General features: G+C 72.4%; 13 protein-coding genes and 1 tRNA gene. 7 read left to right on the top strand and 7 right to left on the bottom strand.

What is annotated here, in order from left to right; all coding sequences use genetic code 11:
- The first annotated feature begins 12 nt into the window (after positions 1–12).
- The 4 genes from ACZ6Z8_RS26085 (at position 13) to ACZ6Z8_RS26070 (ending at position 3,975) form a co-directional block, all read left to right on the top strand.
- Positions 13–867 (top strand): ABC transporter ATP-binding protein, encoded by an 855-nt coding sequence (locus tag ACZ6Z8_RS26085; protein ID WP_465612476.1) that lies wholly within the window; start codon positions 13–15, stop codon positions 865–867.
- Complete coding sequence (locus tag ACZ6Z8_RS26080; RefSeq protein WP_465612475.1) at positions 867–1,733, top strand: branched-chain amino acid ABC transporter permease; 867 nt, start codon at positions 867–869, stop codon at positions 1,731–1,733. Before ACZ6Z8_RS26085 ends, ACZ6Z8_RS26080 begins: the two co-directional genes overlap by 1 nt.
- A 251-nt stretch (positions 1,734–1,984) precedes the next feature.
- On the top strand, positions 1,985–3,073 hold the full coding sequence (locus ACZ6Z8_RS26075; protein WP_465612474.1) for a branched-chain amino acid ABC transporter permease: 1,089 nt from the start codon (positions 1,985–1,987) through the stop codon (positions 3,071–3,073).
- Entirely contained in the window at positions 3,070–3,975 is a 906-nt protein-coding gene (locus ACZ6Z8_RS26070) for an alpha/beta fold hydrolase (RefSeq protein WP_465612473.1), read from the top strand. Before ACZ6Z8_RS26075 ends, ACZ6Z8_RS26070 begins: the two co-directional genes overlap by 4 nt.
- Before the next feature lie 51 nt (positions 3,976–4,026).
- Here ACZ6Z8_RS26070 and ACZ6Z8_RS26065 read toward each other — a convergent pair whose 3' ends face one another.
- On the bottom strand, positions 4,027–5,307 hold the full coding sequence (locus ACZ6Z8_RS26065) for a polysaccharide deacetylase family protein (protein WP_402820003.1): 1,281 nt from the start codon (positions 5,305–5,307) through the stop codon (positions 4,027–4,029).
- Positions 5,308–5,661: 354 nt separating this feature from the next.
- Positions 5,662–6,249 (bottom strand): DedA family protein, encoded by a 588-nt coding sequence (locus ACZ6Z8_RS26060; RefSeq protein WP_465612587.1) that lies wholly within the window; start codon positions 6,247–6,249, stop codon positions 5,662–5,664.
- Positions 6,250–6,981: 732 nt separating this feature from the next.
- Between ACZ6Z8_RS26060 and ACZ6Z8_RS26055 the strand changes: the two genes are divergently transcribed.
- Positions 6,982–8,073 (top strand): LLM class flavin-dependent oxidoreductase, encoded by a 1,092-nt coding sequence (locus ACZ6Z8_RS26055; protein ID WP_465612472.1) that lies wholly within the window; start codon positions 6,982–6,984, stop codon positions 8,071–8,073.
- A gap of 75 nt (positions 8,074–8,148) precedes the next feature.
- Here the strand turns inward: ACZ6Z8_RS26055 and ACZ6Z8_RS26050 are convergent, their stop codons facing one another.
- Both ACZ6Z8_RS26050 and ACZ6Z8_RS26045 read right to left on the bottom strand, forming a co-directional pair.
- Positions 8,149–10,236 (bottom strand): putative bifunctional diguanylate cyclase/phosphodiesterase, encoded by a 2,088-nt coding sequence (locus ACZ6Z8_RS26050; protein ID WP_465612471.1) that lies wholly within the window; start codon positions 10,234–10,236, stop codon positions 8,149–8,151.
- 467 nt (positions 10,237–10,703) lie between these two features.
- Positions 10,704–11,129: an OsmC family protein gene (locus tag ACZ6Z8_RS26045; protein ID WP_465612470.1), complete on the bottom strand. Its 426-nt coding sequence runs from the start codon at positions 11,127–11,129 to the stop codon at positions 10,704–10,706.
- Between the two features lie 237 nt (positions 11,130–11,366).
- On the opposite strand from ACZ6Z8_RS26045, the gene ACZ6Z8_RS26040 reads away from it, so the two are divergent.
- Both ACZ6Z8_RS26040 and lepB read left to right on the top strand, forming a co-directional pair.
- The gene (locus tag ACZ6Z8_RS26040; RefSeq protein ID WP_465612469.1) at positions 11,367–11,702 is read left to right on the top strand and encodes a chorismate mutase; all 336 of its coding nucleotides are present in this window, start codon (positions 11,367–11,369) and stop codon (positions 11,700–11,702) included.
- Between the two features lie 143 nt (positions 11,703–11,845).
- On the top strand, positions 11,846–12,775 hold the full coding sequence (gene lepB, locus ACZ6Z8_RS26035; protein ID WP_465612468.1) for a signal peptidase I: 930 nt from the start codon (positions 11,846–11,848) through the stop codon (positions 12,773–12,775).
- On the opposite strand, the gene ACZ6Z8_RS26030 is transcribed toward lepB, so the two are convergent.
- From ACZ6Z8_RS26030 to ACZ6Z8_RS26020, 3 genes are all read right to left on the bottom strand, one after another.
- Entirely contained in the window at positions 12,738–13,886 is a 1,149-nt protein-coding gene (locus tag ACZ6Z8_RS26030) for an EamA family transporter (protein WP_465612467.1), read from the bottom strand. The genes lepB and ACZ6Z8_RS26030 overlap by 38 nt on opposite strands.
- Positions 13,887–14,045: 159 nt before the next feature.
- Positions 14,046–16,502, bottom strand: coding sequence for a transglycosylase domain-containing protein (locus tag ACZ6Z8_RS26025; protein ID WP_465612466.1), 2,457 nt, complete (start codon positions 16,500–16,502; stop codon positions 14,046–14,048).
- A gap of 223 nt (positions 16,503–16,725) precedes the next feature.
- Positions 16,726–16,799: transfer RNA gene (locus ACZ6Z8_RS26020), tRNA-Lys, on the bottom strand.
- Positions 16,800–17,002: the final 203 nt, after the last annotated feature.

Below are 17,002 nucleotides of genomic sequence, written 5' to 3'. Positions count from 1 at the left end.
CCGTCGTACCCCATGCATCCGTCCTCCTCGCCCGCGCCCTCCTCGCCTTCGTCCGCCGTCGAACCTCTCCTCTTCGTCCGCGATCTGCGGGTGGTCATCGACGGACTGCACATCCTGCACGGCGTCGACTTCGACGTGGCTTCCGCCGGAGTCACCGCGCTACTGGGCCGCAATGGCGCCGGCAAGACCACCACCGTGAAGGCCGTCATGGGCCTGGTGCCTCGCACCGGAAGCATTCGACTGGCCGGTGCGGAAGTCTCCTCCCTCCCAACTCATTTGGTGGTTCGCCGCGGTATCGGTTACGCGCCCGAGGACCGGGGGATCTTCGCCGGCCTGACGGTCGCCGAGAACCTTCGCCTCGCCGAGCGTGGAGCCCTTGGAGGAGCCGAGGCAGGCGAGCCGGATTACGCGCTCGTCCACGAGCTCTTCCCCGAACTCAACCAGCGGTCCGGTCAGTTGGCGGGGACACTCTCCGGCGGCCAACAGCAGATGGTGGCCATCGGCCGGACGCTGCTCAACCGGAACCGGCTGATCATCGCCGACGAGCCCACCAAAGGCCTGGCGCCGAAGATCGTCTCCGAGGTGGCCGAGGTGTTGGCGCGCGCGGCCGAGGCCGTGCCCGTTCTCCTGGTCGAGCAGAACCTCGCGCTCGTCCGCCGACTGGCCGGCACCTGCGCCGTCCTGGCCGACGGCCGGACGGCCCACCGGGGCGACACCGCCGAGCTGCTGGCCGACGAGGAGGCCGCCCGCCGCCTGCTCGGCGTCGGCTCCCGTCACCCGCTCCTCGGTGGGCCCCGGCCGCCCGCCGCCTCCACGGTCGGCTCCCCGACTGGCACCGCTGTCGTCACCACGGAGGTGAAGCCCTGATGGACACCGTCGTCCTCCTTTCCTTTACCGGTCTCGGTCTCGGCGCGCTGTACTTCCTGGTCGCCTCCGGTCTGTCGTTGATCTTCGGTCTGATGGACGTGCTCAACTTCGCGCACGGCGCCCTGCTCTCCATCGGCGCCTATGCGACCTGGTGGGCCGGCACACAGGCCGGCTTCTCCTTCTGGCTCGCGGTGCCGTTCGGCACCCTGGTCGGCACGGCCGCCGCCGTCCTGCTGGAGCTCTTCCTGATCCGGCCGCTCTACAGCCGCCCGCGCGACCAGATCCTGGCCACCGTCGGGGTCGGGCTCGCCGTACCCGCCCTGCTCATGGGGATCTGGGGCGCGGACGCCCGCCCCTTCCCCCAGCCGGCCCTGCTGGCCGGCACCTGGCACGTGTTCGGTGCGACCGTCCCGGTCAACCGTTTCGTGCTCGTGGCCGCCGCCGCGCTGTTGCTGCTCACTCTTCGGTTGTTCCTCGCCCGTACCCGCTACGGGCTGATCGTCCGGGCCGGCGTCGAGGACCGGGCGATGGTCACAGCGCTCGGCATCGACGTCCGGAGGGCGTTCACCCTCGTCTTCGCCATCGGCGGGGCGGCCGCCGCGCTGGGCGGCGCCCTCGGCGGCCTCTACTTCGGTTCGGTCAATCCCGGTCAGGGGACCAGCCTGCTCATCTTCGCCTTCGTCGTCGTGGTGATGGGCGGCATGGGCTCCGTGACGGGCGCTGCCGCCGCCTCGGTGGGCGTCGGCCTCGTCCAGCAGTTCGCCAACTACTACACCGGCGCCGGGCTCGGCGACCTCTCGGTCGTCGTCCTGCTCGCCGTGCTGCTTCTGGTCCGACCCCGTGGACTCACCGGGAGGCTCGCGTGAGCGCCGAAACCCCGATCACGAGCACCGGTGGCCCCGCGGCCGCCCGCAGCGCCGCCACCTCGGCAGGGGGGACTGACACCAGCCCTGCCGTGACCGCCTTGTCGGCAGAGGGGACTGACACCAGCTCCGCCGACGCCCCCACTGTGGCAAGGGGGACTGACACCAGTCTTGCCGGGAACCATGGTGAACAAACGGACGGGCCCGGCATTATCCCTCGAACAGGTGATTCAGTCACTAGTCGCTGGACACGGATGCACGCAGCGCTACGCTGGTGGCCGATCGCCCTGCTGATCACGCTCCTTGTCGCCCCATACAGTGCGCTTCCCGTCCCGGGGCTGCTCGACGGCCCGCTCGGCAGCCCGGGAAGTCTCCAACTCATCGCCCTGTGCCTGCTCTACGGGGCCCTCGCCACCGGCTACGACCTCCTGCTCGGTCGCACCGGACTGCTCTCCTTCGGCCACGCGCTCTACTTCGCGACCGGCCTCTACGCCACCGACCTCGGCATGCTCGAACTGCGACTGCCCTTCGCCGCCGCCGCGGTGTTCGGCGTCGCCTGCACCGTGCTGCTGGCCCTGCTGCTCGGCTCGGTGAGCCTGCGGGTCACCGGCATCGGCTTCTCCATGGTCACCCTCGCCTTCGCCCAGGCCGGCGCCATCCTCGTCCAGCGCAACCCCGGTGGTGTCACCGGTGGCGAGGAGGGCCGGTCCGCCCCGGCCGACCTGCTGCCGTCCGGCCTGCTCGGGATCGAGAACACCGCCAACCTCTACTGGATCGCCGTCGGCTACCTGGTGCTGACGGTCGCCACGGTCCACTGGGCCGTCAACTCCCCGGCCGGCCGGGTCTGGGAGGGCATCAAGGAGAACGAGCGCCGGGTCGAGGTGCTCGGACTGCGGCCCTACGGCTACAAGTTGGTCGCCTTCGTGCTGTCCGGCGCGCTCGCCGGACTGGGCGGGGTGGTCTACCTCCTGCTCACCGGCGGGGCCGCCCCGCAGGCCGCCGGTTCGGACGCCACGCTCGCGCTGCTGGTCATGGTGGTCCTCGGCGGCTCCGGCACCCGCTGGGGGCCGTTGCTCGGTGGGGTGCTCTACACCTGGGCCGGCCACCGGCTCGGCGACCTCGCCAACTCGAAAGCCGTCGCGGACCTGCCCGCGGTGCTGCGCGTGCCGCTCTCCCAACCCCTGTTCCTGCTGGGCGCCCTGTTCGTCGCCGTGGTCTACCTGCTCCCCGGCGGCCTGGCCGGACTGCCCGCCCGCATCCGCGCCGCCCGATCCGCCCGCTCGGTGGTGCGCACGCCGGCCGGCGTGCCCGCCGCCCGTCCCACCGGAGGTACCGCCGCGTGAGCCAGTCGCCCCTGGAGCCAGAGGAGTTGACCGTCCCCGTGCCCGGGGGAGACCTCGCCGTCCTGCGGTGGCCCGCCGACCGGCCCGGGGCCCCGACGGTCGTGGCGGTGCACGGCATCACCGCCAACGGCCTCGCCTGGTACGAGATCGCCCGTCGGCTCGCCGGGCGGGTCACTCTGCTCGCGCCCGACCTGAGGGGCCGCGGTGCCAGCCGTTCGGTCGCCGGACCGTTCGGGCTGGCCCGGCACGCCGACGACGTGGCCGCGCTGATCGCCTTCCTGGGCGCGGCGCCCGTGACGGTCGTCGGCCATTCGATGGGGGCCTGGGTCACCGCCCTGACCGCCGTCCGACACCCCGAACTCGTCCGTCGGGTCCTGCTGGTGGACGGTGCGCTCAGCTTCCCGCTCCCGGCGGGTGTCCGGGAGGAGGACGCCCTGGCCGCAGTGCTCGGTCCCGCACTGGCCCGACTGTCGATGACATTCCCGGACCGGGCGGCCTACCGGGAGTTCTGGCAGCGCCACCCGGCCTTCGTCGGCAACTGGTCCGACGGGATCGACGCCTACACCCAACGCGACCTTGTCGGAGCCGAGCCCGAACTGCGCTCCTCCTGCGCGCTGGAGGCCGTGCAGGCCGATGGTGCCGAGGTCCTGCTGGACCGGGAGGCGGCCGGGGCCGTGCACCAACTGCCCTGCCCGGCCGAGCTGCTCTGGGCGGAGCGCGGCCTGCTCGACGAGCCGCAGGGCCTCTACGACCACCAACGGATCGGGCTGTCCGGGCTGGACCTGGACCGGGTGCCCGCCTCCCCCGTGCCGGGCAGCAACCACTACTCGATCCTCTGGGGCGAGGCCGGAGCCGACCGCATCGTCGGCGCGCTGCTCACGGACGTCCACGCGGCCGGATGACCGGCCCGGCCGGCGGGGGCGTGATCGCTCTGCCGACCGGGCCGGCCGGGGTCAGCCCGCCGCGCCGAGGAAGCTCTCCCAGCCGCCGGACGGTGCCTGGCCGACGTTGAGCGTGCGCAGTTTGCGCAGGGTCGACTGGTCCTGCACCTCAAGCCATTCGACCAGCTGCCGGAACGAGACCAGCCGGACCTCGGGCTTGCCCGCGATGGCCTTGAGGGTCTCCTCGACGGCGTCCATGTAGATGCCGCCGTTCCACTGCTCGAAGTGGTTGCCGATGAAGAACGGGGCCCGGTTGCTGTTGTAGGCGCGCTCGAAGCCGGCCAGGTAGGAGTTGGTGGCCTGGGTCCGCCAGTCGCCGTACTTGGACGGGTCACCCTTGGTGCTGCCGTTGGACTGGTTGGCCAGGATGTTGTAGTCCATCGACAGGACCTGGAAGGTGTGCCCGGGGAACGGGATGGACTGCAGCGGGAAGTCCCATATCTTGCCGTCCTGCACCTTCTGCGGCCATATCTGGAGGCCGCCGGAGGAACTGGCGTCGTACTTCCAGCCCAGTTTGGCGATGGTCGGCAGCAGCGCCTTCTGGCCTTCCAGGCACGGGGTGCGGCCGCCTATGAGCTCCTTCTTGTAGTCGAAGGGCAGCGGGTCGACGTCGGTGAAGCCGGTGTTGGTCCGCCACTGGGTGACGAAGGCGATGGCCTGGTCGATCTCGCTCTGCCAGTCGTCCGGGGTCCACATGTTGACCCCGTTCTTGTCCGGGCGGCTGGAGCAGAAGTGCCCGTTGAAGTGGGTGCCGATCTCGTGCCCGGCGAGCCAGGCCTGGCTGACGAGCTTGAGGGTGCTCTTGACCGCGCCGTCCGAGAGGTACGGGATGTCCGAGGCGCCGACCGAGTGCTTCGGCGGGTGGTACAGCTCGGACTTGCTCTTGGGCAGGGCGTAGATGCCGGAGAGGAAGAAGGTCATCGTGGCCTTGTACTGCTCCGCCAGCTTGAGGAAGCGGGGGAACTGGCCGTCGTCGGTGCCGCCCGCGCCGTCCCAGGAGAACACCACGAACTGCGGCGGGCGCTCGCCCGGCTTGAGCTTCTCCGGCTTGGGCTGGTTCGGCTGCGGACCGGTGTCCGCGTTGGAGCCGTCGCCGATCGGGGTGCCCTTGGGCACGGTGATCTGGGTCGGGTCGGCGGCGCCGCTCTGCTCGGCCTTCGTACTGCCGCCGGAGGAATGTGAGGTGGAGTCCTGCCCCGAACCGGATCCGCTGCTGGAACAAGCGGCGACCGCGCCGAGGGCCGCGGTCGCGGCGGTCGCACTGAGCACCGTCCTGCGCGAGATGCTGGTCATGGTCTCCCCTGGGTGCCGATCGCCGGTGGTGGGGGCGGCCCTGGGCCGCTCCGGTCAAATCGGGCAATTGATGAATATTCCGCCGTTAGCATGTCATGTCGCCGCAGCGGCTACCAAGGCCCCCCGGGCGCCGACGACAGTGAATACGTCGGGGATGCCCGGCTGGGCTGCAGGGATCCGTCGTCTGTTGCGGTCCTGTGACGCTTCTCACTGCGCGACGTCAAGGGAGTACGGTACCGCCGCCCCGCCAGGCCCGGTCAGAGTTCGTCAGCGCTCGGTCCGGACCGTCGCCCGTAAGGGACAATTGTGCTCCTGACAGCGGTCCACGGCCGAAAGTCGCCGGCCGCTCCGGGGTCAGAGCGTGGCCAGCCGCCGGTTACGGCGCACTATTCGGGCGATCGCAGTGCTGACGGCGGTGGCCGCCGCGCAGGAGACCGCCAGACTCAGCCAGGCGGTGTTGAACCAGTGGCTGTTCAGCCAGCCCAGCGTCACGATGTAGGCGGCCCAGAGCAGCGCCGCCAGCGCCGACCAGTGCAGGAAGCGGTGCGGGTGGGCGGGGGAGTGGCCGATGGCCAGGTCCAGGACGGTCCGCCCCGCCGGTACGAACCGCGCGATCACCACCATCGCGGCCGCCCCGCCGTGCGGGCGCTCGACCAGCGACTGCTGGACCCGGGCCACGCTGGCCGCCAGTTTCGGGCGCCGGGCGAGCCGACGCTGCAACAGCGGGGCCCCGCGCCGGGCGAGATGGAGCAGCAGGAGGTCACCCAGGAAGGAGGCCACCGCCACGCCCAGGCCGAGCAGCACCGGGGCGCCGTTGATCTGCGCCGTCTTGAGCACGGCCAGGATGACCAGCGTTCCGCTCGGGATGAAGGGGAGCAGGGCGTCGCCGAGTACGGCGAAGAGCGCAAGGGCGCAGATCCACGAGGATCCGGTCGCCGCCACGAAATTCAAGGCCTTACTCCCTCCACGCCGCCCTGGGGGAGCAGGTGGCTGCTGGGTCAACGCTAGCGTCCCGACTTTTCATGCCATGAAGCACCCCGGTATGGCGGGGATCACGGCAGCCGGCCGCAGCTCGCGGCCCCGGTGATGTGGCCCGAGGGAAGGTGGCCGGAGCGGGCGGGAGAAGGCCCTCGGAAATGGGACGAGCCCCCGGGGCGGGGTGCCGCGCCGAGGGCTCGCAGGGATCGTTCGGCGCTGGTCCAGCCCGAAGATCTTGCCGTCGGAACGCGGACCCGCTCGGTGCCCCGTTCCTGATCACCAGCCTGCCCGAAGCCGCCTGTCGGTCGCGAGCGCTGCGGCTGGCGACTTCCGATCCTGGCGTGAAGTCGCCAATCGTGTCGGCCTGCTGGCTCTCCGTCATCCGCACGGCCGGTCGGCGCGGTCGCGCCGAACCGCTCGGCAGCACCGGGGGCTGGGCCCCGGACCGCACACCGCCCGGCCGCCCGCTCGCCCCCGGCCGCCCGCCCCTGGCCACGCCTGCCCCCGGCCCCCGGCCAGTCCCGGCCACTCCGGTCACGGCTCGGATCGAGTGGCTCACCCGGGAACAGTGAGCCCGCGGTCGTGGTTGACCTCCCTCGGCAGCAGCGACCGCCGGGTCGTCCGAGACCCGCGCGGCCGCCCACGACGGCCGGCTCGGAGGAGAGCCGGACAAGGACAGCCAGGAGGGCGGACGGCATGACCACCGAGGACCAGCAGGAGCACCGAACCGGACCGGGGACCGGTGAGGCGATCCGGGGCACCGCGCGCGGCACGGCACCCGCTCCGCTCTCGATCCTCGATCTGGCCACCGTCGGCGTCGGCTACACGCCCGGCCAGGCCCTGGCCGCCACCACCGAGCTGGCCCGCCGGGCCGAGCAGTGGGGGTACCACCGCTTCTGGGTGGCCGAGCACCACGGCATGCCCGGCGTGGCCAGCTCGACCCCGGCCGTCCTGCTCGCCCACCTCGGGGCCAACACCACCACGCTGCGGCTCGGCTCCGGCGGCGTCATGCTCCCCAACCACGCGCCGCTGGCCATCGCCGAGCAGTTCGGTCTGCTGGAGGCCCTGCACCCCGGCCGGATCGACCTCGGGCTCGGCCGCGCCCCCGGCACCGACCCGGCCACCGCCCGCGCCCTGCGCCGCGGACTCGCCGAGGGCGCGGACGACTTCCCGCTGCAGCTCTCCGAGCTGACCCACTTCCTCGACGGTGACTTCCCCTCCGGCCACCCGTACGAGCGGCTGACCGCCGTCCCCAAGGGCGAGAGCCGTCCCCCGGTCTGGTTGCTCGGGTCCTCCGGCTTCAGCGCCCAGCTGGCCGGCCGGCTGGGCCTCCCGTTCGCCTTCGCCCACCACTTCAGCAGCGCCAACACCATCCCGGCGCTGGACCTGTACCGGACGTCCTTCCGCCCCTCCGCCGTGCTCAGCGAGCCCTACTCGTTGATCGGCGTGAGTGCCGTCGCCGCCGACGACGAGACCGTTGCCCGCCGCCTCGCCCGCTCCGCGGCGCTGGGCATGCTCCGCCTCCGGCGCGGCAACCCCGGACCGATCCCGACCCCGGAGGAGGCCGAGGAGTACCCGTACAGCCCGGCCGAGGCGGACTTCATCGACAGCTGGCTCGACAACGTGGTGCTGGGCGCCCCGGGCCAGGTCGCGGACGGGCTGGAGGCCCTGCGCAAGCGGACCGGGGTGGACGAGCTGATGGTCACCTCGCACATCCACGGCCACGAGGCCCGATTCCGCTCCTACGGCCTGATCGCCGAGGCGTACGGCCTGACCGCGACGGCCTGACGACAAACACCTGACGACAAACGCCTGACGCCGGCCGCCCGGTGGCACCCCGGGTGCCGGCCCCGCCCCGTCGGCCTAGCGGCCGCTCGGGGCGGGGCGGCCCTCCCGGAGTATCGCCGCGACCAGCTCGGCCTCGCCGGGGCGGGCGAAGTACCAGCCCTGGGCGGTGTCGCAGCCGGTCAGACGGAGCCGCTCGGCCTGGGCGGCGCTCTCGATGCCCTCGGCGGTGACGGTCAGTCCGAGGGTGTGGGCCAGCTGGACCATCGCGCCCACGATCTGCTCGTCCGCATCCCGTCGGCGGGATTGGAGTGCCGGGAGACCCGGACGCTCCGCCGATGCCGATGCCGATGCCGATGCCGATGCCGACGCCGACGCCGTTCCGGATCCCGCGGCGGAGTGGCCGGCCGTCGCCGGTGCCGGGTCGCGGAAGCCCTCGATGAACGTCCCGTCGAGCTTCAGCACGTGCACCGGCAGCCGGGAGAGGTAGGCCAGGTTGGAGTAGCCGGTGCCGAAGTCGTCGATGGCGATCCGCACGCCCATGTCGGCGAGCGCCTGGAGGGCCTGCAACGGGCGGCCGCCGGGGCCGAGCAGGGCGCTCTCGGTGATCTCCAGCTGCAGCAGCCGGGCGGGCAGACCGGTGCTTTCGAGGGCCCGGGCGACATCGGCCACCACGTCGGAGTCCCAGATCTGGCGGGCCGCCAGATTGACGCTCACGAAGGTCTCGGTGTCCGGGAATTCGGTGAGCCACCGCCGGGCCTGACGGCAGGACTCCTCCAGCACCCACTTGCCGAGCGGCACGATGGCGCCGGACTCCTCGGCGAGCGGGATGAAGCGGTCGGGGGAGAGCGTCCCGTAGCGGGGGTGCCGCCAGCGGATCAGGGCCTCGGCGCCGTGCACCGCGCCGTCGGCCAGGCCGACCAGGGGCTGGTACTCGATGGTGAACTCGCCACGTTCCAGGGCCGGCCGCAGCGCGGTCGCGAGCAGCTGGCGGGTGAGCTGGTGGGCGCCCCGGTCGGGGTCGTAGAGGGTCCAGCGGGCCCGGCCGTCGGCCTTGGACCAGTAGAGGGTGGCGTCGGCGTCCTTGACCAGGTCCGTGGGGGTGGTCTCGTGTACCGACCGCTCGACGACGCCGACGCTGGCCGTGACCACCAGCCGGTGCCCCGCGACGTCGAAGGGACGTTCCAGCACCTCCAGGATCCGCCCGGCCAGCGCGGTCAGCTGCTCGCTGCCGGCGCTGTCTGTGACCAGGACGGCGAACTCGTCGCCGCCCATCCGGGCGACCAGGTGGGCGTCCCGTTCGGAGAGTCCGCGCCGCAGCCGGGCGGCGACGGCGATCAGCAGTTCGTCACCGATGTGGTGGCCGAGGGTCTCGTTGATCGCCGCGAAACCGTCGAGGTCGATGTAGCAGACGCCCACCCGCCGTTCCGCCGCGACCGCCACCGGCCGACCAGAGCCCCCGCGGTCCCCGCGGTCGTCGGCGCCCGGGAGGCAGGCGGCGTCGAGCCGTTCGAAGAAGAAGGTCCGGTTGGGCAGCCGGGTCAGCGGATCGTGCAGGGCCTGGTACTCCAGGCGGTCGCCGAGCCGGCGCTGCTCGGTGATGTCCTCGACCAGCGCGAGGGTGTAGAGCGGCTGCCCGGCGGGGTCCCGGATGAGCGAGACGGTCACCTTGCTCCAGACCGTGTGGCCCTCACGGTGCTTGAGCTGCTTCTCCACGCGGAACCGTTCCCGCTCGCCGCGGACGAGCGCGGTGAACAGCCGGGGCGGCATGCCCTCCGGGTCGATGATCTCGTGCAGGTGGGTGCGGACCAGTTCGCCGACGCCGCGGCCGATCAGGGCGGCGAAGGCGGGGTTGACCTCGATGATCCGGTCCTCGGGGTCGATCAGGGCCATTCCGATGACGGCGTCGCAGAAGGCGGCCCGGAAGCGGGACTCGCTGGCCCGGAGCGCCGCCAGCAACCGGTCGTCGTCGCCCTCCCGGTCCGGGCCCCCACCGGCGCCCGGATGCGCACCGCGGGTCAACGGGGCCGAGCAGGTGGGGCAGAGCAGCACCCCCGGATCCTCCAGCGTGCCGCAGGCCGCCGGGGCGGCCGGCCCGGCCGGGCCCGCCGGATCGAGGAACGGCGCGGCGAGGTGGCGGTGGTGTGACGATTCCTTGTGCCGCACGCCTGAGTGGTGTGCGTCGGCCCCCTCGTTCTGGCCCGGCACGGCATGCTCCCGTCCGCTGCTGACGCTTGACGATGGTCTGCCTGGCCGGTCGGGCTTCCGGCGGCCGGCTCCGCACTCTGTCGGGGTCCTCGGAGTCGGTCCGCTGCGGGGCGTCCGCCGTGGGGCGCTGTCGCGCGGGGACCCGGGTGAAGAACAGGGCGCTTCGGCCGATCATAGGCCGCGGTGACAACGGGCGGTGACCGCCGCCAGGGTGATTCGCCCTGTTTGGGATCATGCATGGCGGAACGTTCGGCTGCCTTCGGTGCGCACCACATGAGGTGCGCCAGGAGCGCGTGCGCCGAAGCCGCGCCCCCGGGCGCTGGTTGCGCGCCGGGGGCGGGGCCAGGACCGTGGTGCGCCCCCCCGGAGGGGCCGGGGGCGGAGGGGCCGGGGGCGGACGGGCCGAGGGCGGACGGGCCGGGCGGTCAGGCGAGTTCGGCCGTGAGGGTGATGGTGGTGCCGGTCAGGGCCTGACTGACCGGGCAGTTGGCCTTGGCGTCCTCGGCGGCCTTCACGAAGCCGGCCTCGTCCAGCCCGGGGACCACACCGGTGACGGTCAGGTGGATGCCGGTGATGCCGGTGCCGGGCTGGAAGGTGACGTCGGCCCGGGTGTCCAGCTTGGTGGGCGGGTTGCCGGCCTTGGCGAGGCCGTTGCTGAGAGCCATCGAGAAGCAGGCGGAGTGGGCGGCCGCGATGAGTTCCTCGGGGCTGGTCTTGCCGTTGGGCTCCTCGGCGCGGGCCGGCCAGGAGACGGGGTACTCGCCGATCCCGGAGGAGGCGAAGGTCACCTGCCCCTTGCCGTGGAGGAGGTCTCCCTCCCAGGCGGTGCGGGCGGTGCGGGTGGTTGCCACGATCGGTTCCTCCAGTGCTGAGGGACTGCTGAGTCGTCACTTCCGGTCATGCACGCACCAGCCTACGGGCAGGGCCGCCCCGGAGCCGGGCACCGGACGGTCCGCCGGGCTGTCCGGATGCTGGACGGTTCCTCCGAACGGTGCCGGTCCGGACCGGGTGCCCTGTTAGATTTGCCCGGGCCCGAGCCCGGCCGTCGTACTGCCGGGCGCCCACCCCAGACACCGGGAGCCGACCCGATGACGGACCAGCCCACGACCCCCGACGCCGGCGTGACCGAGGGCATCGACGACGCGGTAAGGGCGGAGCTGACCAGCCTGCGCGAGAGCATCGACAACATCGATGCCGCGGTGGTCCACATGCTGGCCGAGCGTTTCAAGGCGACCCAGCGGGTCGGTCGGCTCAAGGCCGAGCACAAGCTGCCGCCGGCCGACCCGGCACGGGAGCGGGACCAGATCAAGCGGCTGCGGGAACTGGCCGCCGGTGCCAAGCTCGACCCGGTCTTCGCGGAGAAGTTCCTGAACTTCATCATCGCCGAGGTGATCCGCCACCACGAGGCCATCGCCCGCGCCTGAAGGCGCTGAGGGCGCTGAGGGCGGCGCCCGGCATCGGGACCTGCGGGCCGCGATGTCGGGCGCGGCTAAACGCCGGATTTCGTGAGGCCCCCCGGTTGGCGTAGCGTGCAACTTTCCCCAGCCGGAGAGGTGGAGCAGCGACGATGGCGGTGAACCTGCCCGAAACGCCCGGCGGAGCTCCCAGCGAACCCGCCGAGCCCGGCGAACCAGCCGCCCGGGACGCCCACTACGCCCAGCAGGGCCCATACGGCCGGCAGGCCGCGTACGACCCGTACGCCCAGCAGGGCGAGCGCGACCGGCAGGGCCCGTACGACCGGCCTGCGGCGGAGGACGAGCTCAGGGCCGGGGTTGGGGCCGGGGCCGAGCCCGGGGCCGAGGCCCGGGGTCGGGTCGGCGGATCGCGCGGACGCAAGGCCCGCCGGCCGGCGCGCCGTCCCCGGCCGTGGTGGATCGAGCTGCCAGTGATGGTGGTGGTCGGGCTGGCGGTCGCGCTGTTGATCAAGACCTGCCTGTTCCAGGTCTTCACCATCCCGTCCGGGTCGATGGAGAACACCCTGCGGGTCGGTGACCGGGTCGGCGTGAACAAGCTCGCGCCGCTGACCGGCTGGACGCCGCAGCAGGGGCAGCCGGTGGTGTTCAAGGACCCGGGGAACTGGCTGCCGCCGCAGCCGGTCGACTCGAACCCGATCACCAACGCCGTGAGCTCGGTACTGAGCTTCGCCGGGCTGGTGCCGCCGAAGGACGACAACTACCTGGTCAAGCGGGTGATCGCGACCGGCGGCCAGACCGTCCAGTGCGCGGGAACCACGCTGACCGTCGACGGGAAGAAGGTCGACGAGCCGTACCTGCACCCCGGCGACGATTCCTGCGCGGGCATGGACTTCGGTCCGGTGAAGGTCCCCTCGGGCTACATCTGGGTCGAGGGCGACCACCGCAGCGACTCGGCGGACTCCCGCTGGCACCGGCAGGGCCCGGGTGGCGGCGCCGTGCCGGTGGACAACGTGGTCGGCCCGGTGGCGGCCGTGGTGTGGCCGGTCAGTCACCTCGACTGGTTCGGCTGGACCGGCCGCTGACCCCGCGGTCGGCGGCTGCCACCCGCTCCCGGGCACCCCGGGCAGCCGCGGTGGCCCGGGAAGCGGTGGCCCCGGCAGGGGCGGAACCACCAGCACCACCCGCGTCGGAACCCGTCCCGGCGCTGGCCACGGCCACGGCCACGGTCCCGGCCCCGGCCCCATCCCCGGCCACGACCTCCACCACCGGCGGCTTGCTCGTCTGTGCCGCGAACGCGCCCGCCAGCACCAGCAGACCGCCCGTGACCTGCGGCAGCCCCAGGTGCTCGCCGAGCAGGACCCAGGCCAGCACGGTGGCGACCACGGCCTCCAGGTTGGCGACCACCCCGGCCACCGGGGGCGAGAGGTACCCGACGGAGACGACCCCGGTCAGGTAGGCGAGCACGGTCGCGATGAGCACCATCCAGGCGGCCGGGATCAGGGCGGGCAGGCTGTGCCCGTTCATCACCACGGACCCGCCGAGCAGACCCCAGTCGGCCTGCCAGGGCCGGGTGAACACGGTGAGCAGGACGGCGCCGATCAGCAGCCCGTACGCGCTGACGGCCAGCGGGTCGACCGGCCGGTCACCGCGGCGGCCGGCGTCGGCGAGCAGGAAGTAGCCGACCTGGCAGAAGGCCGCGCCGAGGGCGAACAGCACGCCCAGCGCGTCGAAGCTGAGGCCGTTCCAGACCTCCACCACGCAGGCCAGTCCGGCCACCGCGACGCCGGCGCCGATGGCCGCGCCCCGGGAGATCGGCTTGCGCTGCACGAACCGGACGTAGCCGATCAGCAGCGGCGGTCCGAGGTACTCGATGAGCAGGGCGACCCCGACCGGGATGCGGGAGATCGCGGCGAAGTAGCAGGCCTGGACGCCGGCCACGGCGAGCAGGCCGAAGCCGAGCAGCAGGCCGGGGCGGCGCAGGACGGCGTCACGGTGCCGGTAGGCGATCGGGAGCAGGGCCACGGCCGCCCCGGTCGCCCGGAGCCAGACCACGTGCAGTGGGGAGAGCCCGGCCTCGATCAGCGGCTTGGCCGCGGTACCTGAACCGCCGAACGCGATCGCGGAGACCAGAGCGAGGCCGAGGCCGAGGGTTCTGCCCGAAGGGTGGGTGGGCGAGGCCGTTGATCTGTGCACTGGCGCATTGTGGCAGTCCTACCGACGCTTCGGTAAGGCGCCATTTCGTCATTTGGTCCTGGTCTCAACTGTCCGCAACGGCGTGATGGCCGACGGGCCGGAACACCGACCCCTGTCGGTGTTCCGGCCCGCGCGGAACGATGTCGCCCGGAGGGACGATCAGCCCCCGGCCCCGGCCCCCGTGAGCGCGTTGGTCCCGCCGGTGGGCTGGGTGGTCGGCTGCCCGGTCGGTGCGGTCGTCGGCTGGGTGGTCGGCGTCGGCCGGGAGGTCGGCCGGCCGGTGGGCCGCGAGGTGGGCTGGCTGGTGGGCTGACCGCCCGGGTCGGTGCCCGTCCCGGTGCCGTTCCCACCGGAGCCGGAGCCGGAGCCGGAGCCGGAGCCGGAGCCCGAACCCGAACCCGAGCCGGAACCCGAACCCGAGCCGGAACCCGAGCCCGAGCCGCCCGAGGAGTTCGCGCCGGAACCGTCGCCCTGCTGGTTGCCGGCGCCGGTGCTCGGCGTGGCGCTGCCGGCCGACGGGGTGCTGCTCGGCGTGCTCGGGACGGTCGGCAGGTCGGTGGCGCCCGAGGAGTCGTCGCCCTCCGCCGGGGTCGGGAAGTCGCTCACCGGCTGGCCCTTGAGCGCGGCCTTCATGTAGCTGGTCCAGATCTGCGCCGGGTACTGGCCGCCCGCCGCGCCGTCGATCCCGCCGACGCCGCTGAGGCTGACCTGCGCGCCGGTGCCCGGGTCCTGGCCGAACAGGGCGACCGAGGTGACCAGCTCGGGGGTGTAGCCGACGAACCAGACGGACTTCTGGTCGTCCGTGGTGCCGGTCTTGCCGGCCACCGGACGGCCCAGCGCCTTCGCTCGCCAGCCGGTGCCGCCGGGGTCGCTCACCACGCCCTGGAGCATCGAGGTGACCTGGTTGGCGGTGTCCGCGCTGATGGCCTGGGTGGTCTTGTGCGGGGGCAGGGCCACGGACTCGCCGCCGCGGTCCACCGACTGCACCAGCCACGGGGTGATCTGCTTGCCGCCGTTGTCCAGGGTGGCGTACACCCCGGCCATGTCGAACACGCTCGGGGTGGCCGCGCCCAGCGGGATGGACGGCACCGGGTCCAGGCCGGGGGTGTTGGCCGGCAGGCCCAGCGCGACGCCGGTGTCCTTGACCTTCTGCAGCCCGGTGTCCTGGGCGAGCTGGGCGAAGGCCGAGTTGACCGACCAGTCGATGGCCTGCTGGAGGCTGATCTGGCCGTAGCTCCGGTCGCCCTCGTTCGGCGGCGCGTACGGGGTGCCCTTGCCGCCGCGGACCTTGCGGCCGCTGGTGCCGTCGTAGATCGTGCGCGGGGTGACGGTCCGGCCGTCCTGGGTCTTGGCGTTGTTCTCGAAGGCGGCGGCCAGCGCGATCGCCTTGAAGGTCGAACCGGCCTGGTAGTCGCGCCGGGTGGCGTTGTCGACGTAGTGCTTCACGTAGTCGACGCCGCCGTACAGGGCGACGACCGCACCGGTCTTCGGGTCCACCGAGACGGCGCCGGCCTGGGCGGCCGCGTCCTTCTTCCGCTTGTCCGGGTTCAGGGTGTCGTGCAGCTGGGCCTGGACGGAGTCCTGCAGGGCCTGCTGGCGGTGCGGGTCGATGCTCAGCTTGATCGTGTAGCCGCCCTTGGCCAGCTCGGTCTCGCTGATGACGTTGTTCGAGGTGAGGTACTGGGTGGCGGCGTCCACCAGGTAGCCGGACTGGCCGGACAGACCCGGGTTGGGCTGCGGGTCCTTGACGTCCGGGAAGGTGGTCTTGGCCCGCTCGTCGGCGGAGAGCCAGCCCTTCTTGACCATGCCGTCCATGACGTAGTTCCAGCGGTTGACGGCGTTCTGCTTGCCAGCCGGGGTCGCGGTGGCGACGTCGTAGGCGCTCGGGGCGTTCAGCAGGGTGGCCAGGTAGGCGCCCTGGGCCGCGTTGAGCGCGGAGGCGTCGACGCCGAAGTACGCCTGGGCGGCGGCCTGGATGCCGTACGCGCCGCGACCGTAGTAGGAGGTGTTGAGGTAGCCGGAGAGGACCTCGTCCTTGCTCTCGGTGGCGTCCACCTTGATCGCGATGAAGAGTTCCTTCACCTTGCGGGTGATCGACTGCTTCTGGTCCAGGTACGTGTTCTTCACGTACTGCTGGGTGATGGTGGAGCCGCCCTGGGTGCCCTCGCCCTTGGCGGTGTTGAGGGCGGCCCGGACCAGGCCCTGCACGTTGACGGCGCCCTCGTTGTAGAAGTTGCGGTCCTCGGCGGCCAGCGCGGCGTGCTGGGCGGCGGGGGAGACCTTGTCCAGGCCGACGTTCTGCCGGTTGGTCTGGCCGGTGCGGGTGATCACCGAGCCGTCGGCGTAGAGCCAGGTGTTGCTCTGGGCCGTCGCGGCGGCGTGCGCGTCCGGGACCTTCACCAGCGCGACGCCCAGCGCGAACAGGCCGACGCCGAGCAGCAGTGCCGCGGCGAAGCCCAGCAGGGTCATCCGCCAGGTGGGTATCAGCCGGCGCCAGCCGGTGCGCCGGGGGCGGCGCGGTTTCTTGCCGCCGGGCGCCGTGGTGGTGGAGCGCTTGAGCCGCTTGACCGGCCGGAGACCGATCGGCGATCGGCCGCTCTGGGCGTTTCGGAACAAGGCGCGGCCTTTCCTGCGGGCGGACCGAGCCAGCCTGCACAGACGGGGACATCGGCGGTTAGGGACCTTTGTCCCGATTCCGGTTCACTGCCCTGGACGAGCCGGGCGGGCTCAATGACTCCACCGGAACGGCAATCGAGACCGACATCACACATAAAACGGACATCGAAGGCCAAAAAATCGGGGAGCCCCTCGCTGCTGCGAGAGGCTCCCCAACTGTCTGTGCGCCGCCAGGGACTCGAACCCCGGACCCGCTGATTAAGAGTCAGCTGCTCTAACCAACTGAGCTAGCGGCGCCTGCTGACCTGGAAAACAATACACGGTTCCGGAGGGTGCCTCGAACCGCTCCCGCCCGCCCGATGCCCCGTGCGCCCGTTTCCTCCCGATTGGGGACGATTTCGGCCGACGGCTAGGGTGGAAAAGTGCCCAGCCCGCAGCCCGGACGGTGGGTACGGGCAGGGCGAAGCGGGCGTCCCGGGTGAGCCGACCGTCGACCGGAG

The sequence above is a fragment of the Kitasatospora sp. NPDC101108 genome (genome assembly GCF_055584725.1).
This window is presented reverse-complemented; position numbering and strand designations above follow the sequence as displayed.

Excerpts from the sequence above, each read along its gene's own strand:
- ACZ6Z8_RS26040 (WP_465612469.1), top strand. The coding sequence starts at position 11,367 with ATGACGGACCAGCCCACGACCCCCGACGCCGGCGTGACCGAGGGCATC.
- lepB (WP_465612468.1), top strand. The coding sequence starts at position 11,846 with ATGGCGGTGAACCTGCCCGAAACGCCCGGCGGAGCTCCCAGCGAACCC.
- ACZ6Z8_RS26080 (WP_465612475.1), top strand. The coding sequence starts at position 867 with ATGGACACCGTCGTCCTCCTTTCCTTTACCGGTCTCGGTCTCGGCGCG.
- ACZ6Z8_RS26085 (WP_465612476.1), top strand. The coding sequence starts at position 13 with ATGCATCCGTCCTCCTCGCCCGCGCCCTCCTCGCCTTCGTCCGCCGTC.
- ACZ6Z8_RS26055 (WP_465612472.1), top strand. The coding sequence starts at position 6,982 with ATGACCACCGAGGACCAGCAGGAGCACCGAACCGGACCGGGGACCGGT.
- ACZ6Z8_RS26075 (WP_465612474.1), top strand. The coding sequence starts at position 1,985 with ATGCACGCAGCGCTACGCTGGTGGCCGATCGCCCTGCTGATCACGCTC.
- ACZ6Z8_RS26065 (WP_402820003.1), bottom strand. The coding sequence starts at position 5,307 with ATGACCAGCATCTCGCGCAGGACGGTGCTCAGTGCGACCGCCGCGACC.